A 24,679-nucleotide genomic window follows, 5' to 3' on the forward strand; every position below is an offset into this window, starting at 1 on the left:
CGGGACGATCACGGCCCGCGCCGGAGCGAAACCGTCAGTCCCCGCCCGTCGGGGTGATCCTGACCGTCCAGACGTCCGACCCCGACCGGTCCATGACCTCGATCCGGACCCCGGACCCCGGCACGGTGAGGGTCTCGCCCTCCTCCAGCGGGGCGTCCGCGAGCGGCGGGTAGACCGAGCGCTCCCAGCAGGCCTCGGTGCGTGGGTGCGCGTCCACGACCTCGACCGGGCCGTCCCCGGAGGCCGTGGTGCCCCGCACCCGGTAGACGAGTACGCCCTCCGTGCAGGTCTCGGCGTTGTTCCCGGCGTCGCTCCTGGCCTCGATCGCGAGGACGCTGTCGGGCCCGGTGCGGACGACCGCGAGCCGGGTGCCGAGCGCGCCGCCGTCCCCGGCCGGGGCGTCGGTCGGCTCCAGGCCGACCACCCGGGGCTCCGGGCCCTGGACGCAGGTCACCTGCGCCCGGGAGAGCCAGCCGAGCTTCCACTTGTGCCAGCCGAAGAGGTCCGGGGAGAGCCCGAACTGGCTGCCCATGACGTCCCAGTCGCCCACGTGGGTGTCCCAGTCGCCCTTGCCGTCCTCCGGACGGTGGTAGAGGTCCGGCAGGTCGAAGACGTGGCCGGTCTCGTGGGCCAGGACGTTGCGGTCGGGCGGGTGCCGCTCGAAGACCGTGACGACCCGCCGGATCTCGGTGCCGTCGACCTCCAGCGGGCGGTCCAGGTTGACCACCTTGGTCGCGTCGGAGTCCACGCCCGGCGCGTCCGGGTCCGCGACCAGGTAGACGATGTCGTACCGGGAGAAGTCGACGTCCGCGTCGGCGGCGGCGACCGCGTCGCGGAGGTACTCGGCCCGCTTCCCGGCGTCCCAGTCCCGCCGTATGTCGTACGCGCCCGACTCGCGCGGCATCGGGGTCCACGTCGTGCGGGCGTGCGGGGTCAGGGTGAAGCGGCCGTAGGAGGCGCGCTCGAAGAAGTCGCCGGTGCCGGGGAAGTGGTCGGCGGCGAGCTCGGCCGGGGTGGTGAGCGGCTCGGAGTCCGGGAAGGACAGGAAGACCATGACCGCGTCGAGGTTCCGGTCCGGGCGCTGGTAGGAGCCGTTCCAGGTGTCGAGTCCGAGCGAGTGGTGGGCCTGGGTGCGGGGCAGGGCGCAGGGGTTCGCGGCGGGCACGCCGACCGCGGGGCCCGCGACGAGCCCGGTGGCGGCCAGGGCGGCGAGCGAGGTGAAGGCGGCCGCGCCGGCGCGCAGCCGCGGGCGCCGCTCCCCTCCCCCGGGTGGCTGCTGACCCCTCACGTCGACCTCCGGATCACGAATGCGGGACACCCCACCCACCTTGTGATGATTTGCTTAATTTCGCACTTTTCCATTGCCCCGGTCGGGTGAGTGCGCACCATCGCGTCGACGCGACACGGACGCGATTCAGCTCACGGAAAGTCACATTCGGTCGCCCCGCCGACGACCCGTGTCAGAGCCGGGCAGAAACGATCGGGCAGGGTGGCGCGGTGGGGATCCTCACAGCGCCGGACGGCCCCCGGGGGCGCCCCTTGGCTGGAACGGCCGCCCGGCCTGGCCCTATGATCGGCTCACTCTTCCTCGGCCGACCGTCCCGTCCCGTACGACCGGCCCGACTGCACTACGGGAGCGAGCGGTGAGCGGAACCCCCGAAGGACCGGTGCACCAGGAGCCGGTGGAGACACGCACGGCCGAGCCCGCCCTCACGGAGCGTGACGCCGGACGCCGGGAGGCCGAACTCCGCGACTACCGCGCCGCCTTCCGGGTCGCCCGGCTCGCCATGGCCCTCGTCGACCGGGACGGCGTGGTCGTCGCGGCCAACGACTCCCTCGGCGCCCTCTTCGGCACCGCGCCCGGGGCGCTCCGCGAGCAGGCCGCCGCCGACCTCGTCGACCTCGCCTCCGACGGACGCACCTGGCACGCCTACCGCGAGGTGCTGCGGGGCCGCCGCTCCCGCTTCCGCTGCACCCGCCGCCTCAAGCAGCCCGACGGGCGCTCGCTGTGGGCCGAGGTCACCGTCGCCCCCGTGCCCGGCGACCGGCGGGTCCTGCTGTCGATCGCGGACATCAGCGACCGGCGCGAGCTCCAGGCCCGCCTGCGCCACCTCCAGATGCACGACCCGGTGACCCGGCTGCCCAACCGCGCCCTCTTCTTCGAGCGCCTCTCGGCCGCCCTGGACGCCGACCGGCAGGAGGGCGGGACGCGGACCGAGTCGTACGCGTCGCACCGGTCGTACGAATCGCACGGGTATGGCAGAACAGGGCGGATCGGCCTCTGCTACATCGACCTCGACGGCTTCAAGGCGGTCAACGACACCCTCGGCCACCGGGTCGGCGACCGGCTCCTGGCCGCCGTCGCCGCGCGGCTGACCGAGTGCGCGGACAGCGACGGCTACACCCGCAGCGGCGGCCACCTGGTGGCGCGGCTCGGCGGGGACGAGTTCGTGATCCTGGTCGAGGACTCCACCGGGACGGAGCAGGTGGCGGACCTGGCGCGCGCGGTGCTCGACGCGCTCCAGGAACCCTTCGACCTGGCCGGGCAGCGGCTCTCGGTCTCCGCCTCCATCGGCGTGGTCGAGCGCTCCGGACAGGGGACGACGGCGACCGCCCTGATGCAGGCCGCCGACACCACGCTGTACTGGGCGAAGGCGGACGGCAAGGCCCGCTGGACCCTCTTCGACCCCGAGCGCAACGCCCACCGGATGACCCGGCAGTCGCTCTCCTCCACCCTGCGGCCGGCCGTGGAGGGCGGGGAGTTCGCCCTGGAGTACCAGCCGCTCGTGGACCTGTCCGACGGGGCCGTGCGCGGGGTGGAGGCGCTGGTGCGCTGGCACCACCCGCAGTTCGGCCCGCTCGCGCCGAATCGGTTCATCGGGATCGCCGAGGAGGACGGCTCCATCGTGGAGCTGGGCCGCTGGATCCTGCGCACCGCCTGCCACCAGGCCCGGCAGTGGCAGAAGGACCACCCGCGCGAGCGCCCGCTCTTCGTGAGCGTCAACGTGGCGGTCCGTCAGGTCTGGGACTCCGACCTGGTCGCGGACGTGGCCGGGATCCTCGCGGAGACCGGGCTCGCCCCGCACCTGCTCCAGCTGGAGTTGACCGAGTCCGCGGTGATGGGTTCGGCGGGCCGGCCGCTCCAGGCGCTCCAGGCGCTGAGCGACATGGGGGTGCGGATCGCGATCGACGACTTCGGCACCGGCTACTCGAACCTCGCCTATCTGAGCCGGCTCCCGGTCTCCGTGCTCAAGCTGGACGGCTCCTTCGTGCGCGGCTTCCAGGACGAGGAGCACGCCAACCCGGCCGACGAGCTGATCGTCGAGGCGCTCGTCCAGCTCGCGCACCGGCTCGGGCTCACGGTCACCGCCGAGTGCGTCGAGACCGCCGGGCAGGCCAGCCGGCTGCGGCGGATCGGCTGCGACACGGGGCAGGGCTGGCTGTACTCGCGGGCGGTGGCCCCGGACCGGATCGCGGAGCTGATCGGCACGGAGCCGCTGCCGGCCTGAGCGGCGCTCCTCCCGTACGGCCGCGTCCGGAGCCGTACGCGCCCGCGTGCGTACGCGGAACCGCCCCCGCGCATGGGAACTGCCCCCGGCCGGAGGGACATTCCGGGCGGGGGCAGTGGTCATGAGGGGTTCAGCGGGGGTCGGGCACTCAGCAGGCGCCGAGGTCCTGCCAGACGCCCCACTCACCGGTGGTGCCGGGGGCCTCGTTCTGGGTCCACCACTTGGCCTTGTACTTGCGGCCGTTGTGGGAGACCTCGTTGCCGGAGTTGTAGACCGTGCCGGCCACGTACGCCGGGAGCGAGCCGCAGCCGGTGGTCGGCGGGGTCGTCGGAGGCGTGGTGGGCGGGGTGGTCGGCGGCGTCGTGGGAGGCGTCGTCGGCGGGGTGGTCGGCTCGGTGGTGGTGCCGCCGAGCGCGGTGTTGATCTGCTTCAGGAGCGTGGCGTTGTTGTCCAGGCCGAGCAGGGAGTACATCATCGCGCCGGCCAGGCCGCGCTGCTTGCCGTAGTCCACCCGGGCCTGGATGGACTTCTGGTTGAGGCCGGTGAAGAACTCGCCGTCCTTGTAGAAGTACGAGGACTTCGACTGGTCGTCCCAGAAGGTGGTCGACGGGTTGTCGACGATGCCGCCGAGCTCCTTGTAGTGCGCGATGCCGGCCTGCTGGCTGAGCGGGCGGGCGCCGGAGCCGCCGGTGGCGGTCTGCGCGAGGCCGTTGGTGGTCCCGGCCGGGACGCCCTTCCAGCCGCGGTAGTAGAACTCGTAGCCCAGGGTCAGCTTGTTGGCGGGGAAGCCGCCCGCGATGCCGTAGGTCGGGTTGCCGTCGATCCAGGAGTCGATGGCCGCGTCGACGCTGTACTTCTCGGTGCCCGGCGCGATCACGTCGGTCGGGTCGTTCGGGGAGGGGTACAGCGGGGACTGGTGGTACGTCGGCCCGTCGCCGTCCCAGGCGCCGTGCATGTCGTACGTCATGATGTTCGCGTAGTCGAGGTACGCGCCGATCTTGTCCGTCTCGATGTACTTGATCTTGTCCTGGCCGGCCGGGAGGGCGGCGGTCAGGAGGTACTTCTTGCCGCCGTTGGCCGCGCCGTACGCGTCGAGCTGCTTGCGGAACTCGGCGAGCAGGAGGGTGAAGTTCTGCTTGTCCTCGGGGCCGTAGTGGTTGCCCAGGTGGCCGCCGGAGGAGCCGGGGTACTCCCAGTCGACGTCGATGCCGTCGAAGATGCCGGCCGCCGTGCCCGGACCGCCGTAGCCGCCCTCGACCGGCAGGTTGCCCTTGAGGTACTGGTCGATGCAGGAGGAGACGAGCTTCTTGCGGCTCGCGTCCGTCTTCGCCGCGTCGTGGAAGTACTTGGAGTAGGTCCAGCCGCCGAGCGAGATGTTGATCTTCAGGTGGGGGTACTTCGCCTTCAGCTCCTTGAACTGGTTGAAGACGCCCACGATCGGCTGGTCCCACTTGTCGGCGACGCCGTCGACGCTGTCCGCCGCGCTGAAGGACTTCTGGTAGTCGGCGTACGAGTCGCCCGCACCGTCACCCGCGTTGGGGTTGTTGTCGTCGCCCGCGGCCTTGTTGGCCTGGAAACAGGTGAGGTTGGTGGGGTGGATGTTGCCGAACGAGTAGTTGATGACGTCCAGCTGGCTCGCGATGCCCCGGGTGTCGAGGTGCTTGGGGTAGAACGCGTTGCCGTAGACGCTCCACTGGTCGTAGTACGCGATGCGCACATTGCCCGAGGAGGCGGTGGTCGAGGTGGGGGCCGCCTGGGCGGAGCCGAGTCCGGCGGTCGCCGCGAGCGCGCCGGCGGCGAGGGCCGAGCTCAGGAGCGCGGCGATCAATGACTTACGGGGGTGCACGTGCGGCCTCCGGATGGGGGTACTGGGTGGTGCCGTACAGGAGCTGGAGCAGTGATAACCGGCGCGTGAACGGTGAGTCAATGGTCTGAACCAGATTGAGGACTAGACCAATTGGCGGAAGAAAGCCCTTGTCAGAGGCGTGCAGCACAAAACGGAACCGCCCGCCACCATCGGTGACGAGCGGTTTAAGGTTCCTTTAGGGAAGGCGGGGAGTTCGTTCGACGGTGAACCAACCGGCCTCGGAAATCCGGGTTTTACCCGGCGGCCTCCGTCCCGGAACGCTCCTCGGCGAGCTCCGGCATCCCGTACGCGTCCGCGATGAGCTCGTAGCTCCGCAGCCGCGCCTCCCCGCCGTGCGCGTTGGCCGTGATCATCAGCTCGTCGGCGCCGGTCCGCTTCCGCAGGTCGTCCAGGCCCGTGCGGACCTCGTCCGGGGTGCCGTGCACGACGTTCGCGAGCCAGCCGTCCACGAACTCCCGCTCGGCCGGGCCGAAGGCGTACGCCTCCGCCTCCTCCGGCGTCGGCACCAGACCGGGCCGGCCGGTGCGCAGCCGCAGCATGGCGAGCGCCCCGGAGAGGACCTGGCGGCGGGCCTGCGCCGCCTCGTCGGCGGCGAGCGCCGAGACGCCGATCAGGGCGTAGGGGGCGTCGAGCGCCTCCGAGGGGCGGAAGGAGTCGCGGTAGAGGTCGAGCGCCGGGATCGTGTTCCTGGCCGAGAAGTGGTGGGCGAAGGCGAAGGGCAGCCCGAGCACGCCGGCGAGCCGGGCGCTGAAGCCGGAGGAGCCGAGCAGCCAGATCGGCGGGCGTCCCTTCGGCCCCTGCACCGGACCGGGCACGGCGTGGATGCGGGCGTACGGGTGCCCGTCCGGGAAGTCGTCGTCCAGGAACCGGGTCAGCTCCGCGAGCTGCTCGGGGAAGTCGTCGGCGCCCTCGTTCAGCCGGTCGGTGCGGCGCAGGGCGGCGGCCGTGGCGCCGTCGGTGCCGGGGGCGCGGCCGAGGCCGAGGTCGACCCGGCCCGGGGCGAGGGCCTCCAGGGTGCCGAACTGCTCGGCGACGACGAGCGGGGCGTGGTTGGGCAGCATGACGCCGCCCGAACCGAGCCGGATGCGCCGGGTGTGGGCGGCGAGGTGGGCGAGGATGACCGCCGGGGAGGAGGAGGCGACCCCGGGCATGGAGTGGTGCTCGGCCACCCAGTGCCGGTGGAAGCCGCGCCGCTCGGCCAGCCGGGACAGCTCGACGCTGGTGGCGAGGGCCTGGGACGCGGTCCGCCCGCTGCCGACGGTCACCAGGTCCAGTACGGACAGCGGTACGGGCGCGGTGCCCCGTGCCTCTCCTCGAATGGTGTCGGTCACCGTCGGGACCCTCCTCGGCAGACGTGCGGACGCATGGTGTGCGGATGTACGGGAGGAAGAACAGGAGGGGGTCTCCGTTTATTCCGTGGCCCTTCCACGCATTCCTTCCCGCCGCCTCTGCGCCCTCCTCCGCGCGCCCCTTCGTACGCCCCTCCGCGCGCCCTCGTGCGCGCCCCGGAGGCGGCGACGCGTTCCCGCCACCCCCTTTCCGTACGTTCTCGGCCACCGGAAGGGGGTCCTCCGGCGTCCGCTTCCCCGTGGAAAATCTTCCGGCCGGGGCGGCCCGAACGCATGCGCGAGTACGGGGGCGCACGCCCCTGACCTGAGGATCTGCACGGAATGCGTGACAGTGGCATATGCCAGAGTGGCGCGTCCCAGATGAGGGCCCGGGCCCTCCGCATCATTCTCGCCAACAGCCGCCCCGTAAACGGTCCTTGGCGGTTATCGTGGTACGAAAGCTTGCGGTCACAACCTGGTAGGGGGAAACCGTGGCGCTGAAGCCCGAGCCCACCGCGCCGTTCCACTCGGTGCAGTACGCCCTGCGCGTCCTGGAGACGGTCTCACGGCACGGCGGCGGAGTGACGGACGCCCAGATCGCCCGCGAGACCGGCCTCCCCGTCGCCCACCTCTCCTCGCTGCTGCTCATGCTCCGCCGCGAGGGATACGTCGAGCAGGTCGCCGACGGCGCCTATGTCGTCGGGGACTCCCTGGTCCTCCTCGGCTCCGGCATGACCCGCCGCGAGGCCCTGGAGGCCAAGCTCCAGGAGACCCTGACCGAGCTGCGCGACTCCGTCGGTGCGGCCGTCTACATCAGCCGGTACATCGACGGCGAGGTCAAGATCACCCAGTTCGCCGACGGCCCGCGCACGCCCAAGGTGAACGAGTGGGTGGACTTCCGCTCGGCGGCGCACGCCAGCGCCGTCGGCAAGTGCCTGCTCACCCAGCTCGACCAGAACGGGCGGCGCGACCACCTCTCCCGCCACAAGATCGCCCGGCTGACCTCCCGGACGATCACCAGCGAGCGGATCCTCTTCTCCAAGCTCGACAGCCAGCCGGCCACCGTCCCCGTGCTCGACCTCCAGGAGTACGCGGTGGGCACGGTCTGCGCAGCCGTGCCGCTGACGGCGGGCGCGTCCGTGGGCTGTCTGGCGCTCTCCCTGCCGATCGAGCACGCCCACCGGCTGCGCGCGGCGGCCGACACGCTCAACCGCAGGGCCGCCCCGGTGGTCCTCTCGCTGGCCATCTGACCGCCCTCCCGCGGGGCCGCCGGACCGGCGGTCACGAGCACCCCGCGGGACCGGGTAGTATTTTCTCTGTCAGCAGGCGCCGCTAGCTCAGTTGGTTAGAGCAGCTGACTCTTAATCAGCGGGTCCGGGGTTCGAGTCCCTGGCGGCGCACAGACGGAGAAGGCCCCTCGCGGAAGCGGGGGGCCTTCTCGTCGTGCCCCCTCATGCCTTCAGGTAGGTCAGGACGGCGAGGACGCGCCGGTGGGTGTCCTCGGCCGGGGGCAGGTCCAGCTTGGCCAGGATGTTGCCGATGTGCTTGCCGACGGCCGCCTCGGTCACCACGAGCCGGCGGGCGACCGCGCCGTTCGAGTGCCCCTCCGCGACCAGGCCCAGGACCTCGCGCTCGCGCGGGGTCAGCGCCTCCAGCGGGTCCCGGTGGCGCCGCAGGAGCTGCCGCACCACCTCGGGGTCGACGACCGTGCCGCCGTCCGCGACCCGGGTCAGCGCGTCCAGGAACTCCTCGACCTGCCCGACCCGGTCCTTCAGGAGGTAGCCGACGCCGGTGCCGTCGCCCGTGTCGAGGAGGTCGGCGGCGTAGCTGCGCTGCACGTACTGGCTGAGGACGAGGACCGGCAGGCCGGGCCGCTCGGCGCGGAGCGCGACCGCCGCGCGCAGCCCCTCGTCCCGGAAGCCGGGCGGCATCCGCACGTCGGTCACGACGACGTCGGGACCGTGGGCGGCGACCGCCGCGCGCAGGGCGTCGGCGTCCCCGACGGCGGCGACGACCTCGTGGCCGAAGCGGGCCAGGAGCCCGATCAGCCCCTCCCGGAGGAGGACGCCGTCCTCGGCGAGGACGACGCGGAGCCGGCGGGGGCGGTCTGCTGCGGTGCGGGACAAGGGATCTCCACTCGGAGGAGGGTCGGCCCGCCCGGCGGGCTCGTGATCGTGAGTGTGCCATCGAGGACGGCGATGCGGTCGGCGAGCCCGGTGAGACCGCTCCCCCGGGCCGGGTCCGCCCCGCCGCGCCCGTCGTCCTCGACGTCGAGCCGCAGCACGCCGTGCGCGTGCCGGGCGGTGATCCGGGCCCGGCGGGCGCCGCTGTGCCGGCCGACGTTGGCGAGCGCCTCGCAGCCCGCGAAGTAGCCGGCGCTCTCCACGGCCCGGGGCAGCCGGGGCAGCTCGACGTCGGTGTCCACGGGGACGGCCGAGCGGTCGGCGGCGTCGGTGAGGGCGGGGCCGAGGCCGTAGTCGGCGAGGACCTGCGGATGAATGCCGTGGATCAGCTCGCGCAGCTCGGTCAGGACCTGCCCGGCCTCCGCGTGGGCCTTCGCGAGCTGGTCGGCGAGCGGTCCCGGCGGGGCGTCGAGGCGGGCGAGGCCGAGGGTCATGGTGAGGGCGACCAGGCGCTGCTGGGCGCCGTCGTGGAGGTCGCGCTCGATGCGGCGCCGCTCGGCCTCGAAGGCGTCGACGAGCCGGGCCCGGGAGGCGATGACCTCGCCGATCCCGGCCGCCGGGGCGTCGCGCGGGGCGAGCAGGGCGCGGGCGAGCGCGGCGCGGGCCCCGGCGACGGCGGCGAGCGGATACGCGAGGGCGAGGAGGAGCACGGCGCCGAGGAGGGCGGTGGCGAGGGCTCCGGGCCAGGTGGTGACCAGGTACGCCTTGACGATCTTGGCCTCGTGGCCGTCGGCGGCGAGCTGGACGGGGGCGCTCAGCAGAGCCAGGGGCAGGCCGGCGCCGACGGCGAGGACGAGCAGGTCGAGCGGCCACAGGACAGTGGCGAGCAGCAGGGCGTACGCGAACTCCCGCCAGGTCGCCGGCTCCCCGGCCCGCAGCCGGAGCCAGGCGGCGAGGCCGGGGGCGGCGGGGACGCGGTGTGGGTCGGGGGCCGGGTCCCGGTCCACGAGCCGGAGGCGGAACCGTTCGAGCGCGCCGAGGGCCGGGCCGGAGAGCAGGAGCGGCGGCAGCCCGACGAGGAACAGCGAGAAGACCCCGAGGACGAGGAGGACGAGTCCTGCGGCGGCCCCGGCGAGCGCGCCGGTGGCCAGGTAGGCGGCGGCCCGCCACGGCCAGGGGCCGAGGAGGAAGCGGGGCCGGGTGAGCGCCTGCCAGGGCGTACGGGGTTCCATGGGCGCCCACGGTAGGCCCGGCGGCGCGGGCGGGGCCATGGGGCTGGAGGGTGGGGAGGGGGTGGGGCTGGACCCACCTTCGGGGTGGGTGGGGTGGAGTTGCGGTGGGGTGGGGCCGGGCATGCCTCCGGGCCCGGGGTACGGCTCGCGCCCCGGGTCCGGGATGGCGTCCGGACGTGCCGGATCCACGGGGAGCGCGGAGGCCGTGCTCCCCGTGGGCCCGGACTACGACCGCCGGAGCGTCAGAACTTCACGTCCGAGCAGGCGTAGAAGGCGTTCGCGGTGTCCGCGACCGTCCACACCGCCAGGATGAGGTGACGGCCCGTCTTGCCCGCCGGGAGGTTCCCGGAGTGCGAGAGGGTCGCCGGCGGCTGCTGGTTGTTGTAGGGAACGGTCAGGAACGGCTGGGGGTCGAGGGCCGCCCGGGTGAGCGGCTGGCTCGGGTTCCACCCGTTCTTGGTGATGTAGTACTTGAAGTCGGTGGTGCGGTGACGGGCCGTGAACTGCCAGCGGAAGCTGTAGTTCTGACCCGCCGTGACGCTCGTCGCCGGCCAGTTGCCGCCGCGCGGGTCGTCGAGCTGGGCGAACGGGCCGTTCCCGCCGGCACAGATCTTCCCGTCGGCGGGCCCGGCGGCCGGGAAGCCCTTGAGCCCCTCGACCGACTGCGGCTCCCACTGGATGTTGCCGCAGTTGGTCACGGTGCCGTTGGCACAGAGCTTCTGACGGCTGATCGGCGAGTCGGTGTAGCCGTGGCTGCCGGCGCTGCCGGTGCCCAGGAGGGTGACGCCGGCGACGCCGAGCGCCACCACCGTCGCGCCTATCGATTTCTTGCGCATGCTGTCGCTCCAGGAGAACGTGGGGGAGTTCCGTCGGGTCGTGCTGCACGCGTGCAGGTGGTGCGGGTGACACGGATGGTGCGGGTGGTGCGGGTGTTTCCCTGTTCTTTGCCGTACGGCGATGACGCATTTTGGTCTGGACCAAGTAACAAGGTATGGACCGAACTTGGCCCTGTCCATCCCCTCAGGCCCCCTCGGCGGAAGACGTCCTTCCCGTGTAGAACGCCACCGTCAGGTCCTTGACCAGCGCCTTGCGCTCGTAGTCGTCCAGCTCGACCAGACCACGACTGGTCAGCCGGTGGACCACGTCGTCCACCGCGTCCACGATCGACGTCAGGACGGTGTCCCGGTGCTTCGCGTCGAGCGCCGCGATCCGGCTGCGCCGCATCGCCGTCGCGACCTCGGGGGCGTACTCGATCCGCGTCGGCTGCGCCGAGAAGACGTCCAGGCCGACCGGCGCGCACTCCGCCGACAGCATCCGCGTCAGGGCCTCGCCGACCGCCTCCGCGTCCCGGAGCGTCGGGGCGTCCTCGTGGAACGCGTCCGCCGGGAGCTGCGAGAGCACCCGGGCCATCGCCGCCTCCACCTGCTCCCGCAGGTACTCCTCGTGGCCGTCGACCCCGAGCGACGCGCGGACCGTGTCCCGCACCCGCCAGACCACCAGGACGACCACGTCGAGCGCCGTGCCCCGCGCGTCCACGGCCGGCAGCGGCTCGCTGCGCCAGTGCCGGAGCCGCACGTCCACCCGGCGGCGCAGCAGCAGCGGGCTGACCCAGATCAGACCGGTGCGGCGGACCGTGCCGCGGTAGTCCCCGAACAGCGTCAGGACCCAGGCGTACCCGACCCGGCCCCGGCCGAGGCCGCCGAGCGCGAAGAGGACGGCCACCACGCCGAGGGCGAGCAGGACCCACTGGCCGAGGTGGACGCCGTAGTACGGGCGGACCGGGAGCCGCAGCATCCGCGCCGCCTCGTCGGGCACCGCGCCCGTCCACCACACGACGACCGCGCACCAGGCGAGCGCCAGGGCCCCGCCGACCACCCCGACCCAGCCGGGCAGCACCGCCCCGGGCCGCTCGGCGAGCGCGGGGTCGGCGGTGGGGGCCGGACGGGAGGAGGGGAGCGGGGCCGCGTGCCGGGCCCTGCTCTTCGCCGCCGTACGGGCCGGGGGCTCGGCCGCCCGGTCGGTACGGCCCGGGGCCAGGATCTTCGAGGGGCCCGGGATGCCGGGCGTGCGGGCCTTGTCCGGGGAGACGGGCGCGGACATGGCGAGGGTGTCGGGTCCGCCGTCGTCCTTGGCGCGGGGGGCGGCGGCGGTCTCCGGCTCGTCCCGGAAGAGCAGGTGCACGGGGATGGAGCCGGTGGTCTCGGTCCCGATCACGTTCTTCCGCCGCGCCACCCGCACCACCCCGGCGACGGGCAGGGCGACGACGGCGACGCGGGCGCCCTTGATCCGCCCGAAGTCGGGAGCGGTGGCCCCTGCGGGGGGCCGGGGGGCGGGCGGGTCGTCCTGCGGGGCCGTCGGGGCGGTACGGGACGGGGTCGCGGCGGGGCGGGCCGTCGCGGCGGTGGGGCGGGACGGGAGGGGCGGGGTGGTCGGGGCGGGTGCCGCCGGGGACGTGCCGCCCTTCGCGGACGCCTTCGCCGGGGTGGGTTCGGGCGCCTCCGGCGAGGGGGTACGGGTCGGCTTCTCCGTGCGCGCTCCCGGCGCGGTGGTGGCCGGAGCCGTGGGCGCCCCGTCGGCGGCGGGCCGCGCGGTGCCGGTCCTGCCCGGCGCGGCGGGGGCGGTCGCCACCTGTGCGGCGGGGGCGGAGGGCCCGTCCGCGGGGCCGGTGCCGGTGGCGGGGTCCGTCCCCGGCTTCCCCGGCTCCGTACCGGATGCGGAAGCCGGGTCCGACTTCGTATCGGGGACGGAACCGCCCGAGCGTCCCGCCGCCGGGACGGTCGGGGCGGGAGCGGTCGTCGCCGGAACCGCCGGCGCGACGGCCACAGAAGCCGACGGGGTCACCGTCTCCGGAGCCTTCTCGGTCTTCGGCGCACCGGTCACCGGGACCGCCGGAGTACCGACCGTCAAGCCCGACGGGATGCCGGTCACCGGGACCGCAGGAGCCTCGGCCGCCGGGGCGCCGGTCACCGGGACCGCCAGGACGTCGGGCGTCGGGGCCGCCGGAGCAGCGACCGCCCGGAGCACGGGAGCATCGGCCGCCGGGGCCGCCGGCGCACCGACCGCCTGGAGCGCAGGAGCATCGGCCGCAGCGGCATCGGCCGCCGCTGTCGGGGGGTCGGCCGGTGGTGTGCGGGGCGGGTTCGTCGGGGGTGGGGACGTGCGGGGAAGGGTGCCGTCCGTCAGGCGTCTCGCCGTGCGGGCCGCGTCACGTGAGGCCGCCGCGCCGGAGTCCGCGGGGTTCGGGGTCGATGCCGTCATTCGGGTCCACCTCATGCTCTCGGGGTCATCGGAACAAGCGCCGCCAGGTCTCCGGGCCCGGGTGACCGTCGGCCGCTCCGCCGCGCCAGCCCTGTGCCCGCTGGAACGCCTCGACGTTGCGGCGGTCCGCCTCCGTCCAGCGCGGACCGGGTCCCGACAGGTAGTGCTTGCCGAAGCCCCGCTTCACCAGTTGTTTGCCCAGCTTCTCCACATATGCGTTGGATTGGCCCTTACGGAAGTAGCCACGCCCGGGAAAGGGCGTCGCATGCGCGCTCGGCCCGCCCGAACCACTCGAACCGCCGATGCTCCGGCCCTTGCCGGTCACGAGCAGCTTCCACGTGTGGGGCCCGGGCAGGCCGTCCGCCTCCTTGCCCCGCCACCCCTGCGCCTGCTGGAACGCCCGGGTCGCCCGCCGGTCCGCCCCGGTCCACCGCGGGTCGGGCCCCACGGCGTAGAACTTCTTGGCGCCGCGCGCGACGAGCAGCTGTCCGAGCCGGGTGACGTGCGCGTTCTTCTTGCCCGGCCCGAACTTCGCCGCGCCGGGGAACGCCGGCACCGTGGACGTCTCCCCGCCCCCGGCGCCGCCGCTCACGACGCCCTTGTAGCGGTAGGCCACGTACCGGTCGGAGTTCTCCCAGTACGCCATCGGCGTCGTCTTCTTCCGCGCGTGCGGCTTGGTCTGCTCGTACGCCGTGTAGGAGGTGCGCGTGTCGTCGGTCCAGCCGCCGAAGACCGTGACGTGCGAGCCCCGGGTCGGGTCGGCCGGGTTGTGGAAGAGCAGGATGTCGCCGGGTTGGAGGTCGGCGCGGGCGATCTTCTCGCCGAAGCGGCCGAGGCTGCCGGTCCACTCGTTGCCGCGCAGGTTCCAGACCATGGAGATGTAGCCGGAGCAGTCCTGGCGGTAGCCGTCCGTCCAGTACTTCTCCATGGAGTACGGGACCCGCGCGGCGACCCACAGCTTGGCGCGGTCGATGATCTCGGCGCGGGTCGTCGGCCGCAGCGCCTCGGTCGCGGCCTGGCCCGCCGCCGGGGTGGCGGTCGGACCGGGCCCGGGAGCGGGGGCGGGCCCGCCGTGCAGCGGCCCCCGCCCGCCCTGCGGCGTGTCCGTCGTGTCCGTCGCGTCCGCAGCCGCGTCCACCGGCGTGTCCGGCGGCGCGTCCGGCGCGCGGAAGAGGGCGGCCGCCGCGTCGGTCCCGCCGCTGCCCAGGACCACGCCCGCCGCCGTCACCAGGACCAGGGCGCGGCGGGCGCCGTGGGCCGCCGGGTGGCCGCCCGCCCGGACCGGCAGGCCGAGGGCGAGGTCGCGCCGCTGCCGGGCGCAGCCCGGGCAGGCGCAGTCGGCCGCCGGTTCGAACTCCTCGAAGACCGGCACGCTCATGCGATCCCCTCCACACTCGTCAAAGATCTTTCGACCGTCGTTCGGGTCGTCAATATGGCAACTGTCCCGATAAATAGCATTTTGACGGATCGAAGGACTGATACGACCATCCGACAGGCCGGAGGCGACGGTTATTGGTCAGGAGCACGTCTTCGCGTCAGGTAGAGTTCTCTCTGTCAGCAGGCGCCGCTAGCTCAGTTGGTTAGAGCAGCTGACTCTTAATCAGCGGGTCCGGGGTTCGAGTCCCTGGCGGCGCACGCAAGGTCAAGGCCCCCTCACCGATGGTGAGGGGGCCTTGATCGTTGTCGGGCACGGGAGCGGGGCCTTCAGCCTCCCGTGAGGTATCCCGACACCACCACGTTCGCCGTGTAGGCGCCCGCGTCGCGGTCGAAGGTGCCGCCGCAGGTGATCAGGCGGAGTTCGGCGCGGCCGGGCTCGCGGGGACCGTAGACCTTCGCGGCGTCGAAGTCCTCGCGCGGGAAGACCTGGACGTCGTCGACCGTGAACTCGGCGACCGAGCCGTCCGTCCGCGTGACGAGGACCTTCGCGCCGGGGCGGGCCGCGCTCAGGCCGTAGAAGACGGCCGGGCGGGTCTCGGTGTCGACGTGACCGACGAACAGGGCCGCCCCGGCCGCACCCGGCGCGGTGCCGGGGCCGAACCAGCCCACGGTGCCCGGTGTCGCGAAGGGCGGCGGGTCGACGGCGCCCGTGGCGTCCAGGCCGCGCGCCGTGACGGGCGCGTCGACGCCGAGCGAGGGGACCTCGATCCGCCGGGGCGCGACGGGCGCGAGCGGCGCGCGGGCCGGGGGCAGCTCCGCGCCGGGCGGACGGCCGACGGCGGCGATGTCGCCGGTGGTCGGCCCCGAGCTGCCCGCGGAGCCCTCGACCGCCCCGCCGCCCCAGAGCCAGAGGCCGAGGAACAGCAGGGCCCAGGCCGTACCGGTGACGAGTCGCCCGGTGCCCGCCGGGCGGGTGCCGGACGGCACCGTCACTCCGTATCCGTGCTCGTGCCCCTGCCGGAGGAGCCGTCGGTGCGGCGGCGGGAGCTGCGGAGGGCGACCGCCACGGCGGCGAGGGCGGCCATGCCGAGGCCGAGCACGGTGTACGGGGTGCCGAGGCCGTTCTCGCCGGCGGCCTGGGCGACGCCGGGGGCGGCGGGCGCGGCGAAGGCGGCGGCGCCGCCCCCGCCTGCGCGGACCGGGGCGACCGGGGTCGCGTGGTGGGTCGGCTCGTGGGTGGGCCGGTGGGTCGGTCCGTGGCGCTCGACCCGTACGGCGCCGGCGTCGTGGTGCTCGTGGCCGTCGCAGAAGACGCTGATCGCGTACGTGCCGGCGTCGAGCCCGGACCGGAGGGTGGCGTCGCCGTGCATCGGGTGCTTTCCGCCGTCCCGGCCGACGAGCTTCGCGTCGGCGGTGAAAGCCCGGGACCTCGCGGCGCCGGTCGTGCCCTCGCAGCCTTCGACCCGGACGTCCACGTCGTCGCCGGGGGAGGCGGTGGACGGGGTGACGGTGACCTTCACCCCGTCGTGGGCGTGCGCGGCGCCGGCCGCGGGAGCCAGGACGAACACGAGAGCCGCCCCCGCGGCACGGATGGCGATGGGACCTGAACGCATCGTGACCTCCTGCTAGGAAGGATCACCCGTTCCGGTGGCTTTCGCATCCGGAAGCGGCCGTCCGGGCCGTTCCGGGCCGTCCCGGGCCTCAGACGCGGTCGACGATGTCCGCGATCGAGTCGACGATCCGGGACGGGCGGAACGGGTAGCGGTCCACCTCGGCCTGCGTCGTCAGACCCGTCAGGACGAGGAAGGTCTGCATGCCCGCCTCCAGGCCGGCCAGGATGTCGGTGTCCATCCGGTCGCCGATCATGGCGCTGGACTCGGAGTGGGCGCCGATCGCGTTGAGCCCGGTGCGCATCATCAGCGGGTTCGGCTTGCCCGCGAAGTACGGCTCCTTGCCGGTGGCCTTGGTGATGAGCGCGGCGACCGAGCCGGTGGCGGGGAGCGGGCCCTCCAGGGAGGGGCCGGTCTCGTCGGGGTTGGTGCAGATGAAGCGGGCGCCGGCGTTGATGAGCCGGACGGCCTTGGTCATCGCCTCGAAGGAGTACGTACGGGTCTCGCCGAGCACCACGTAGTCCGGGTCGTGGTCGGTGAGGACGTAGCCGATGTCGTGCAGCGCGGTGGTGAGGCCGGCCTCGCCGATGACGTACGCGGTGCCACCGGGGCGCTGGTCGTCGAGGAACTTGGCGGTGGCGAGGGCGGAGGTCCAGATGTTCTCGACGGGGACTTCGAGGCCCATCCGGGCGAGGCGGGCGTGCAGGTCGCGGGCGGTGTAGATCGAGTTGTTGGTGAGGACCAGGAAGGGCTTCCCGGTCTCCCGCAGCTTCTTGATGAACGCGTCGGCGCCGGGGATCGGCACGCCCTCGTGGATGAGGACGCCGTCCATGTCGGTGAGCCAGGATTCGATCGGCTTGCGCTCTGCCATGGGTGCGGGACTCCTGCCGTGCATGTCGTGCGGGTGCTGGGGGCGCCGCGACTGCGCTGTGGCGACGCCCCAAGCCTAGTCAGGATGTCGTGATCTTGACCCCGTCGATCGTCCAGTACCAGTTGTTGCTGCCGGTGTAGCGGAAGCGGAAGCTCACGGTGGAGGCGCCGGAGGGGACCGGGACCGTGAGGGACTGGGGCTGGGAGAGGACGTCGGCGGTGTAGCTCTTGACGACGGTCGGGGTGCCGCCGTTGAAGCTCGCCAGGACCTGGGCGGTCTGGGAGCCCTCCTGGCGGTAGAGGGTGGTGAAGCCGAGGGTCACCGAGGACGCGCCCGAGACGGCGTGCGCGGGCGTGACCAGGGTGGAGTCGTACGTCCCCGAGAAGGTCTTGTCGGCCCACTCGTCGGAGTCGGCGACGGCGAAGACGCCCCGGGCCCGCACGTTCAGCTCGCGGGACTGGTCGCGCTGGGAGCGGGACCAGAACTCGTCGGTGGCGAAGGACCAGCCGCGCCACTCGGTCACGCCGCCGGTGCCCATCGCGTTGTTGATCACGGACCAGCCGCTGGGCGCGGTGCGGGTGAAGCCGAGGACCCCGGCGGGGATGCCGGTCTCGTCGACGCGGCCGGTCAGCGACCCGTACAGGGTGTCGAAGGGGTCGGTGGAGCGCTCCTGGATCGGCTTGCCGTCCAGGCCCCAGGACGGGTCGGGGACGATGCCGAGCTGGTGGAAGACGGTGGCGGCGACGTCGACGAGGCGGGTGTCGATGGGGCGGGCGCCGGCGGCGATGCCGGGGCCCTGGGCGAGGACGAAGGTGCGCCGTTCCTCGACGGCGGAGCCGCCGTGGCCGCCGCCGTCGGTGTGGCCGTGGTCGGTGGTGACGATGACGGTCCAGCGCTCCGAGGCACGGGACGGGCGGGCCTCGATCGCGGCGAGGAGCCGTCCGAGGTAGGCGTCCTGGACGTCGATGGCGTCGAGGTACTTGGCGTGCGCGGCGCCGTAATTGTGGCCGATCTCGTCGGTCTCGCCGAAGTAGACGAAGAGGACGTCGGGGTTCTGGTTCCGCAGGACGTCCTCGGTGATGTCGGTGATCACCTTGTCGTTGACGACGTAGTCGTTGTTGTAGACGAGCTTGGCGTCGGCGCCGGGGGTGACGGTCCCGTGGGTGTCCAGCTCGGGCCAGTCGACGGCGGCGAAGAGCGAGAGGCCGGGGCGGACCTGGTTCAGGCGGGCGAGGAAGCCGGGGTAGCGGCCGTAGTTCTTCCCGGCGAAGGTGTTGTCCTTCACGCCGTGCTTGTCGGGCCAGACGCCGGTGGAGATCGTGGACCAGCCGGGGCCGGAGGAGGTGGCGGCCATCGGGTTGGCGTAGAGCAGGGAGCGGCCGTAGGTGCCGTTGGCCATCAGGGACTTGAGGGTCGGGGCCTTGGCGGCGTCGATCCGGTCGTACCGCAGGCCGTCCATGCCGACGACGAGCACCTTGTCCTTGCTGGTGCCGTCGGGGAGCGTCGGGGCGGCGGTCGTGGCCGCCAGGGCGGTGGGGGCGGCGGCGAGTCCGGTGGCGGCGACGGCGGCGGTGGCGCCCGCGGCGGCGAGCACGGTGCGGCGGGAGATGCCGGTGAGCGGCATGTCGGGGTCCTCCGTGGAAGGGGTGGAAGCGGGCCGGGCGCAGCCCAACGCCCCCGATTCCCCGGGGGCGTTGGGTCCGTACCCGTTATCCTTTCGCGATCCGCGCGCGCGTTCCAGGGGCCGTACGGTGAACTCTCAGCTTCCGGTGGCGGACTTCCACGCGTCGACGTACGCCGTCAGGTTCGCGTCGATGTCGGCCCAGTCCGGTTCGAAGACCTCGACGCCTTCGAGGAGCTTGGCGAGTTCGACGGCGTTGGCGTCGGTGGGCTCGACGTCCTTGCGGGCCGGGAAGCCGCCGCCGACGGCGCTGACCTCGCGCTGGGCGCCCTCGCTCAGCAGGAAGTCGAGGAGCTTCCTGCCGTTCTCGGCGTGCGGGGCCTTGTTCACCAGGCCGGCGGCGTACGGCAGCGCGAAGGTGGTGGGCCTGCCGTTCCCCTTGGCCGGGAACCAGATGCCGAGATTCGGCATGGACTTGGACTGGGCGAAGTTCATCTGGACGTCGCCGTTGGCGACGAGGAGTTCGCCCTTGTCCACCTTGGGGGCGAGCTTGGAGGTGGAGGAGGACGGGCCGACGTTGTTGGCCTGGAGCTTCTTCAGGTACTCCATGGCCGGGGCCTGTCCCCCGAAGTCGTGCATCGCCTTGATGAGGACGGCGGTGCCGTCGCCCGCGACGCCGGGGGTGGAGTACTGGATCCGGTCCTTGTACCGGGCGTCGAGCAGCTCCTCCCAGCTCTTGGGCGCCTCGGGCAGCTCCTTCTTGTTGTGGACGAAGCCGAAGTAGTTGTTGACGACGGAGGTCCAGGTGCCGTCGGCCGCCTTGTCGGCGCCGTCCACCCGGTCGGCGCCCTGCGGCGCGTACTTCTGGAGCAGCCCCTTGGAACCGGCCTGCTGGATGAAGGGCGGCAGGGTGACGAGGACGTCGGCCTGGGTGTTGCTCTTCTCGCGGAGGGCGCGCTGCACCATCTCGCCGGAGCCGCCCTCGACGTACTCGACCTTGATGCCGGTCTGCTTCTCGAAGTCCTCGAACACCTTGTCGTACCATCCGTCGCCCGCCTCGCCCTTGAGGCCATCGGCGCTGTAGACGGTGACGACCTTCTCGTCGGAGGCGGCGGAGGAGCCGCCGCAGGCGGTGAGGGAGGCGGCGAGGACGAGGGCGCCGGTGACGGCGGCGACCGGCTTGGCGTGCGTAAGCATGGCGTTGTTCTCTCCTGACGGTACGGGACTCGGCGGTACGGGACTCAGCGGTACGAGGCTTTGGTGCGGACGCGGGAGACGGCGAGCAGGACGAGCAGGGTCGCGGCCATGAGGACCACGGCGAGCGCCGAGCCGGTGAAGAGGGAGCCCCGGTCGGTGGCGGTGAAGACGAGCACCGGCAGCGGCGTCCAGTCCGGCGGGTAGAGCATCATCGTGGCGCTCAGCTCTCCCATGGAGAGGGCGAAGCAGAGCCCGGCGGCGGCGTTCAGGGACGGCAGCAGGAGCGGGAGCCTCACCCGGAGCAGGACGTACGAGGGGCGGGCGCCGAGACCGGCCGCCGCCTGCTCGTACATCGGGTCCAGGCGCCGGATCGCGGCCGAGACCGACTGGTGGGCGAAGGCGGTGACGAGCACGGTGTGGGCCAGGATCACGATCCAGCGGGTGCCGTTGAGGAGCACCGGCGGCTGCGAGAAGGCCACGAGGACGGCGAGGCCGACCACCACGGACGGCACGGCGACCGGCAGCATGAAGAGCGCGTCCACGATCCGCCGGCCCCGCTTCCCCAGGGCCGCCGAGGCGAGCGCGGCCCAGGTGCCGGCGGTCAGCGCGATCAGGCTGGCGGCGACGGCCGTGACCAGGCTGGTGGTCAGAGCTTGGAGGGACTCGCCGCGCACGGCCGCCGCGTAGTGGGCGGTGGTCGGCCCGGAGGGGAAGGCGCCGGACCAGTGGGTGGCGAAGGAGGCGGCGAGGACGACGAGGAGGGGCAGCGCGAAGAGCGGCACGAAGAGGACGGCGAACAGGGCCCAGGCCGTCCACCTGCCCGTACGGCTATGCACCAGCACGGCGGCTCACCCCCCGGTAGAGGGCGTACAGGCCGGTGGAGAGGACGACGTTGACGACGGCGACGACGCAGGCGGCGGCGTAGTCGGATTCGAGGATCGCCTTGCCGTAGACGAGGGTCGGGAGGGTCGTGACGCCCTTGGCGCCGGTGAAGAGGACGATCCCGAACTCGTTGAGGCACAGGACGAGGACGAGACTGCCGCCGGCGGCGAGCGCGGGCAGTGCCTCGGGCAGGATCACCTGCCGGACGATCCGCAGCGGCCGGGCGCCGAGCGAGGACGCCACCTCCAGCTGGGCCGTCTCCATCTGCGAGAAGGCGGCGAGCAGCGGGCGCATCACGAACGGGGTGAAGTACGTGATCTCGGCGAGCAGGACGCCCCACGGGGTGGTCAGGAACCGGAAGGGCCCGGTGGCGGCGCCGGTGGCGTCGGTCCAGATCCCGTTGGCCATGCCGACCGTGCCGTAGAGGAACAGCAGGGCGAGCGTGATCAGGAAGGACGGGAAGGAGAGGAAGACGTCGATGAACTTCGCCACCGCCTTCGCGCCGGGGAAGGGCACGAACGCGATCACGAGCGCGAGGGCGAAGCCGAGGACCAGACAGCCGGCGGTGGCCGCGACGGCGATCCACACGGTGGTGACGAGGGCGTCGCGGAAGGACGCGGAGCCGAGGACGGCGGCGTACGCGCCGGGGGCCAGGGACTCGCGGACGACGAGGGCGAGCGGGTAGAGGAAGGCGAGGCCGAGGACGGCGACGGGGGGCAGGGCCCAGACCCAGGCGGGTGCGGTGCGGGGCCGTCGCCTCTCGGGGGCGGCCGGGGCGGAGACGCTCAGGGCGCTAGCCACCGGACACCCCCGGACCGCCGGCCGCCTCCGGACCGCCGGTCACCCCCGCCGTGAGCAGCACCGCGTCCTCGGGCGCGAAGTGCAGGGTGACCTCGGCGCCCAGCGGAGGCGTCTCCCGCAGTTCGCGGACGTCCGCCTTCACGCGGTGGCCCGCCACCTCGACGTACAGCCGGTGGGTGGAGCCGCGCCACTGGACCTCGGCGATCCGGCCCCGCAGCGCGTTCGGGCCGTCGCCGAGGCCGACGAGGTGGGGGCGGACGCAGAGGGTGGCCGAGGAGCCGGGGGCCGCTCCCCCGTTCGCCACCTTCAGCTCCGTCCCGCCCAGGGCCGCCCCGTCCGTGCCCACCGTCACCGGCAGCAGGTTGGCGTTGCCGACGAAGGAGGCGGTGAACTCGGTGCGGGGCCTGCGGTACAGGTCCTGCGGGGTGCCGCAGTCCCGGAGCCTGGCCCGGTCCATGACGGCGATCCGGTCGGCCAGGGTCAGCGCCTCGACCTGGTCGTGGGTGACGTACAGGATCGACACGTCGGGCAGTTCGCGGTGGAGCCGGGCCAGTTCGGCCAGCATCCCGGAGCGCAGCTGCGCGTCGAGCGCCGACAGCGGCTCGTCGAGGAGGAGGACGTCGGGCCGTACGGCGAGGGCGCGGGCGATGGCGACGCGCTGCTGCTGCCCGCCGGAGAGCTCCCGGGGGTGGCGGCGGGCGTAGTCGGCCATGCCGGTCATCTCCAGGGCCTCGGCGACCCGCCCGGGGATCTCGGCCTTCGGGACCTTGCGGGCCTTGAGGCCGAAGGCGACGTTGGCGTCCACCCGGAGGTGCGGGAAGAGGGCGTACTGCTGGACGACCATGCCGATCCCGCGCCGGTAGGGCGGCAGGTCGGTGACGTCCCGGTCCCCGATGAACACCCGTCCGGAGACCGGCCGGACGAACCCGGCGACGGCCCGCAGCGCGGTCGTCTTGCCGGATCCCGAGGGCCCGAGGAGGGCCATGACCTCGCCGGGCTCCACGGTCAGGTCGAGGGAGTCGAGGACGGTGGTGGAGCCGTAGGCGACGGAGACGGCGTCGAAGCGGATGCCGCTGGTCGTCCCCCGTGCTTCCGTGGTCATGCCTCGTACTCCCTGATCAGCTCGGGGAGTTCGGCGACGGAGGCGAGGACGCGGGTGGCGCCGTGCTCCTTCAGCGCGGCCTCGCCGTGGGCGCCGGTCAGGACGCCTGCCACGATCCCGGCACCGGCGCGGACGCCGGAGAGCATGTCGTACGAGGTGTCGCCGGCGACCGCGATCCGGCGCACGTCGTCGACGGCGCCGGTGCGCAGGAGCGCGCCGAGGACCATGTCGGGGTACGGGCGGCCCCGGCCGCCGGTGTCGGCCGGGCAGAGGGTGAGGCCGACGAGGTCGCGCCAGCCGAGGGCGTCGAGGATGGCGTCCTGGGTGACCCGGGCGAAGCCGGTGGTGAGGACGACGGTCCTGCCCTGCTCCTGGAGGGCGGCGACGGTCTCGGCGGCGCCGGGGATCGGGGCGATCCTGCCGTCGGCGACGAGCTCCCCGTACGCCTGCTCGAAGGCGAGGTTGGCTTCCTGGGCGCGCCGCTCGTCGCCGCCGAGGAGGTGGCGGAAGACGGAGATCTTCGACTCGCCCATGGTGGCGCGGACGTGGCCGATCATGGCGGCCGGGTCCTCGCCGAGGCGTTCGGCGGCGACGGTGAAGGCCTGCTCGACGAGGCCGTCGTCGGCGACGGTGGTGCCGGCCATGTCGAGGACGACGAGGTTCATCTTGTGTGTGGTCATGGGGTTCACCAGCCCAGTTCGTTCGCGGTCGTCTCGGCTACGGCGGGCGAGCAGGTCATGCCCCGGCCGCCGGGTCCGGTCACCAGCCACACGCCGTCGCGGACCTTCTGGCGGTGCACGACCCGGGTGGTGTCGACGCACTGCGCGTACACCCCGGCCCAGCGGCGCCGGATCCTCGGCAGCGGGCGGCCGAGGAAGGACTCGACGACGCGGGTGAGGTGCTCGTAGGGGTCTTCGAGGGTGTCGAAGGCGAAGGGGTGCTCGTACTCGTGGGTGTCGCCGATGGTCAGTCCGCCGTCGAGCCGCTGGACCATGAGGAGCTGCATCCGGTAGGCGGCGGCGGTGGGGTCCTGTGCCTGGCCCGCGTTCAGCGCGTCGAGGGCGCCGGAGGCGTAGGCCGGGTAGTAGCGGAAGGAGTCGGCGTCCGCGACGGAGGTGGTGAGCGGTTCGCCGAGCGGGTCGGTCTGCATCATCTGGAGGCGGACCCGGCGGACCGGGATCTCGCCGGCGACCTCGCGGACGAGGCCGGAGAGCCAGGCGCCGGTGCACAGGACGACGGCGTCGCCGCCGTGCACCTCGCCCCGGTCGTCGCGGACGGCGTGCTCGCCGACGACCTCGCGGACCTCGCGGTTCGGCAGGAAGGTGTACCTCCCGGTGGCGAGCAGGGCCTCGCGGAGGGCGAGCTGCGCGGTGCGGGGCTCGACGGCGGCGTCCCGCTCGCACCGGAGCGCGGCCTCGAACTCCCCGCGCAGGGCCGGGTTGACCGCGCGGGCCTCGTCGGCCGTGAGCAGCTCGTAGCCGCGGGCGGCGGCGTCGGGGCGGGCCACGGCGGCCTCGGCGACGGCGAGTTCGAGCGCGTTCCGTACGGGGGTGAGGGAGCCGATGGCCCGGAAGCCGATCCCGGGGACGCGGGCGCCGATGCCCTCCCAGAGTTCGCGGGCGCGCAGGGCGGTGTCCAGCTCCTCCCCTCCGGCGCGGCCGCTCACCCAGATCTGGCCGAAGTTGCGGAGGGAGGCTCCGCGCGCCTCGGCCTCGCGCTCGATGTGTACGACCTCGTGGCCGCGTTCCACTGCGTGCCAGGCGTGCATGGTTCCCACCACGCCGGCTCCTACGACGATCACCTTCATGCCGACGACGGTCGCGGGGACGGGTGGCCCGGACGGGGCCGGTGGACGACGGGACGGTGAACGGGCCGCCAAACTTGGACCAGACCCGTTACCT

General features: G+C 73.3%; 20 protein-coding genes and 2 tRNA genes. 4 read left to right on the forward strand and 18 right to left on the reverse strand.

Features of this window, described 5'->3' with window-relative positions:
- Positions 1-34: 34 nt before the first annotated feature.
- The gene (locus AB0398_RS14550) at positions 35-1,288 is read right to left on the reverse strand and encodes a M6 family metalloprotease domain-containing protein (RefSeq protein ID WP_366375238.1); all 1,254 of its coding nucleotides are present in this window, start codon (positions 1,286-1,288) and stop codon (positions 35-37) included.
- A gap of 394 nt (positions 1,289-1,682) precedes the next feature.
- Here AB0398_RS14550 and AB0398_RS14555 point away from each other — a divergent pair, with 394 nt between their 5' ends.
- The gene (locus AB0398_RS14555; protein WP_366375240.1) at positions 1,683-3,509 is read left to right on the forward strand and encodes an EAL domain-containing protein; all 1,827 of its coding nucleotides are present in this window, start codon (positions 1,683-1,685) and stop codon (positions 3,507-3,509) included.
- A 148-nt stretch (positions 3,510-3,657) separates the two neighbouring features.
- On the opposite strand, the gene AB0398_RS14560 is transcribed toward AB0398_RS14555, so the two are convergent.
- Both AB0398_RS14560 and AB0398_RS14565 read right to left on the reverse strand, forming a co-directional pair.
- Complete coding sequence (locus AB0398_RS14560; RefSeq protein WP_366374967.1) at positions 3,658-5,355, reverse strand: glycosyl hydrolase family 18 protein; 1,698 nt, start codon at positions 5,353-5,355, stop codon at positions 3,658-3,660.
- Between the two features lie 254 nt (positions 5,356-5,609).
- Positions 5,610-6,707: an LLM class flavin-dependent oxidoreductase gene (locus tag AB0398_RS14565; RefSeq protein WP_366374969.1), complete on the reverse strand. Its 1,098-nt coding sequence runs from the start codon at positions 6,705-6,707 to the stop codon at positions 5,610-5,612.
- Between the two features lie 488 nt (positions 6,708-7,195).
- Here AB0398_RS14565 and AB0398_RS14570 point away from each other — a divergent pair, with 488 nt between their 5' ends.
- A complete protein-coding gene (locus AB0398_RS14570; protein ID WP_366374971.1) occupies positions 7,196-7,954 on the forward strand; it encodes an IclR family transcriptional regulator C-terminal domain-containing protein in 759 nt (252 codons plus the stop codon).
- A gap of 76 nt (positions 7,955-8,030) precedes the next feature.
- Positions 8,031-8,104 (forward strand) — tRNA-Lys (locus tag AB0398_RS14575).
- Between the two features lie 51 nt (positions 8,105-8,155).
- Here AB0398_RS14575 and AB0398_RS14580 read toward each other — a convergent pair.
- From AB0398_RS14580 to AB0398_RS14600, 5 genes are all read right to left on the reverse strand, one after another.
- Complete coding sequence (locus AB0398_RS14580; RefSeq protein WP_366374973.1) at positions 8,156-8,830, reverse strand: response regulator transcription factor; 675 nt, start codon at positions 8,828-8,830, stop codon at positions 8,156-8,158.
- A complete protein-coding gene (locus AB0398_RS14585; protein WP_366374975.1) occupies positions 8,749-10,059 on the reverse strand; it encodes a sensor domain-containing protein in 1,311 nt (436 codons plus the stop codon). Before AB0398_RS14585 ends, AB0398_RS14580 begins: the two co-directional genes overlap by 82 nt.
- A 242-nt stretch (positions 10,060-10,301) precedes the next feature.
- The gene (locus tag AB0398_RS14590) at positions 10,302-10,895 is read right to left on the reverse strand and encodes a lytic polysaccharide monooxygenase (RefSeq protein ID WP_366374977.1); all 594 of its coding nucleotides are present in this window, start codon (positions 10,893-10,895) and stop codon (positions 10,302-10,304) included.
- Positions 10,896-11,079: 184 nt separating this feature from the next.
- Entirely contained in the window at positions 11,080-13,083 is a 2,004-nt protein-coding gene (locus AB0398_RS14595) for an SPFH domain-containing protein (RefSeq protein WP_366374979.1), read from the reverse strand.
- A 259-nt stretch (positions 13,084-13,342) separates the two neighbouring features.
- The gene (locus tag AB0398_RS14600; protein ID WP_366374981.1) at positions 13,343-14,695 is read right to left on the reverse strand and encodes a peptidoglycan-binding protein; all 1,353 of its coding nucleotides are present in this window, start codon (positions 14,693-14,695) and stop codon (positions 13,343-13,345) included.
- Between the two features lie 183 nt (positions 14,696-14,878).
- Between AB0398_RS14600 and AB0398_RS14605 the strand changes: the two genes are divergently transcribed.
- A tRNA-Lys gene (locus AB0398_RS14605) sits at positions 14,879-14,952 on the forward strand.
- Positions 14,953-15,021: 69 nt separating this feature from the next.
- Here the strand turns inward: AB0398_RS14605 and AB0398_RS14610 are convergent.
- The 10 genes from AB0398_RS14610 to AB0398_RS14655 all read right to left on the reverse strand — a co-directional run bounded on the left by AB0398_RS14610 (position 15,022) and on the right by AB0398_RS14655 (position 24,585).
- Positions 15,022-15,681, reverse strand: coding sequence for a class F sortase (locus tag AB0398_RS14610; protein WP_366374983.1), 660 nt, complete (start codon positions 15,679-15,681; stop codon positions 15,022-15,024).
- A gap of 2 nt (positions 15,682-15,683) precedes the next feature.
- Positions 15,684-16,307 (reverse strand): hypothetical protein, encoded by a 624-nt coding sequence (locus tag AB0398_RS14615; RefSeq protein ID WP_366374985.1) that lies wholly within the window; start codon positions 16,305-16,307, stop codon positions 15,684-15,686.
- An 88-nt stretch (positions 16,308-16,395) separates the two neighbouring features.
- The gene (locus AB0398_RS14620; protein ID WP_366374987.1) at positions 16,396-17,175 is read right to left on the reverse strand and encodes an HAD-IIA family hydrolase; all 780 of its coding nucleotides are present in this window, start codon (positions 17,173-17,175) and stop codon (positions 16,396-16,398) included.
- A gap of 79 nt (positions 17,176-17,254) precedes the next feature.
- Positions 17,255-18,799: an alkaline phosphatase family protein gene (locus AB0398_RS14625; protein WP_366374989.1), complete on the reverse strand. Its 1,545-nt coding sequence runs from the start codon at positions 18,797-18,799 to the stop codon at positions 17,255-17,257.
- Positions 18,800-18,934: 135 nt separating this feature from the next.
- Complete coding sequence (locus tag AB0398_RS14630; RefSeq protein WP_366374991.1) at positions 18,935-19,993, reverse strand: 2-aminoethylphosphonate ABC transporter substrate-binding protein; 1,059 nt, start codon at positions 19,991-19,993, stop codon at positions 18,935-18,937.
- Between the two features lie 44 nt (positions 19,994-20,037).
- Complete coding sequence (locus AB0398_RS14635; RefSeq protein WP_366374992.1) at positions 20,038-20,835, reverse strand: ABC transporter permease subunit; 798 nt, start codon at positions 20,833-20,835, stop codon at positions 20,038-20,040.
- The gene (locus tag AB0398_RS14640) at positions 20,822-21,676 is read right to left on the reverse strand and encodes a 2-aminoethylphosphonate ABC transporter permease subunit (protein WP_366374994.1); all 855 of its coding nucleotides are present in this window, start codon (positions 21,674-21,676) and stop codon (positions 20,822-20,824) included. The genes AB0398_RS14635 and AB0398_RS14640 overlap by 14 nt, the downstream gene beginning before the upstream one ends.
- On the reverse strand, positions 21,669-22,778 hold the full coding sequence (locus AB0398_RS14645) for an ABC transporter ATP-binding protein (protein ID WP_366374996.1): 1,110 nt from the start codon (positions 22,776-22,778) through the stop codon (positions 21,669-21,671). Before AB0398_RS14645 ends, AB0398_RS14640 begins: the two co-directional genes overlap by 8 nt.
- Positions 22,775-23,458 (reverse strand): phosphonatase-like hydrolase, encoded by a 684-nt coding sequence (locus AB0398_RS14650; RefSeq protein ID WP_366374997.1) that lies wholly within the window; start codon positions 23,456-23,458, stop codon positions 22,775-22,777. The genes AB0398_RS14645 and AB0398_RS14650 overlap by 4 nt, the downstream gene beginning before the upstream one ends.
- A gap of 5 nt (positions 23,459-23,463) precedes the next feature.
- Positions 23,464-24,585: a TIGR03364 family FAD-dependent oxidoreductase gene (locus AB0398_RS14655; protein ID WP_366374999.1), complete on the reverse strand. Its 1,122-nt coding sequence runs from the start codon at positions 24,583-24,585 to the stop codon at positions 23,464-23,466.
- Positions 24,586-24,679: the final 94 nt, after the last annotated feature.

It is taken from the genome of Streptomyces sp. NPDC086147, from assembly GCF_040702165.1.
GTDB lineage: Bacteria > Actinomycetota > Actinomycetes > Streptomycetales > Streptomycetaceae > Streptomyces.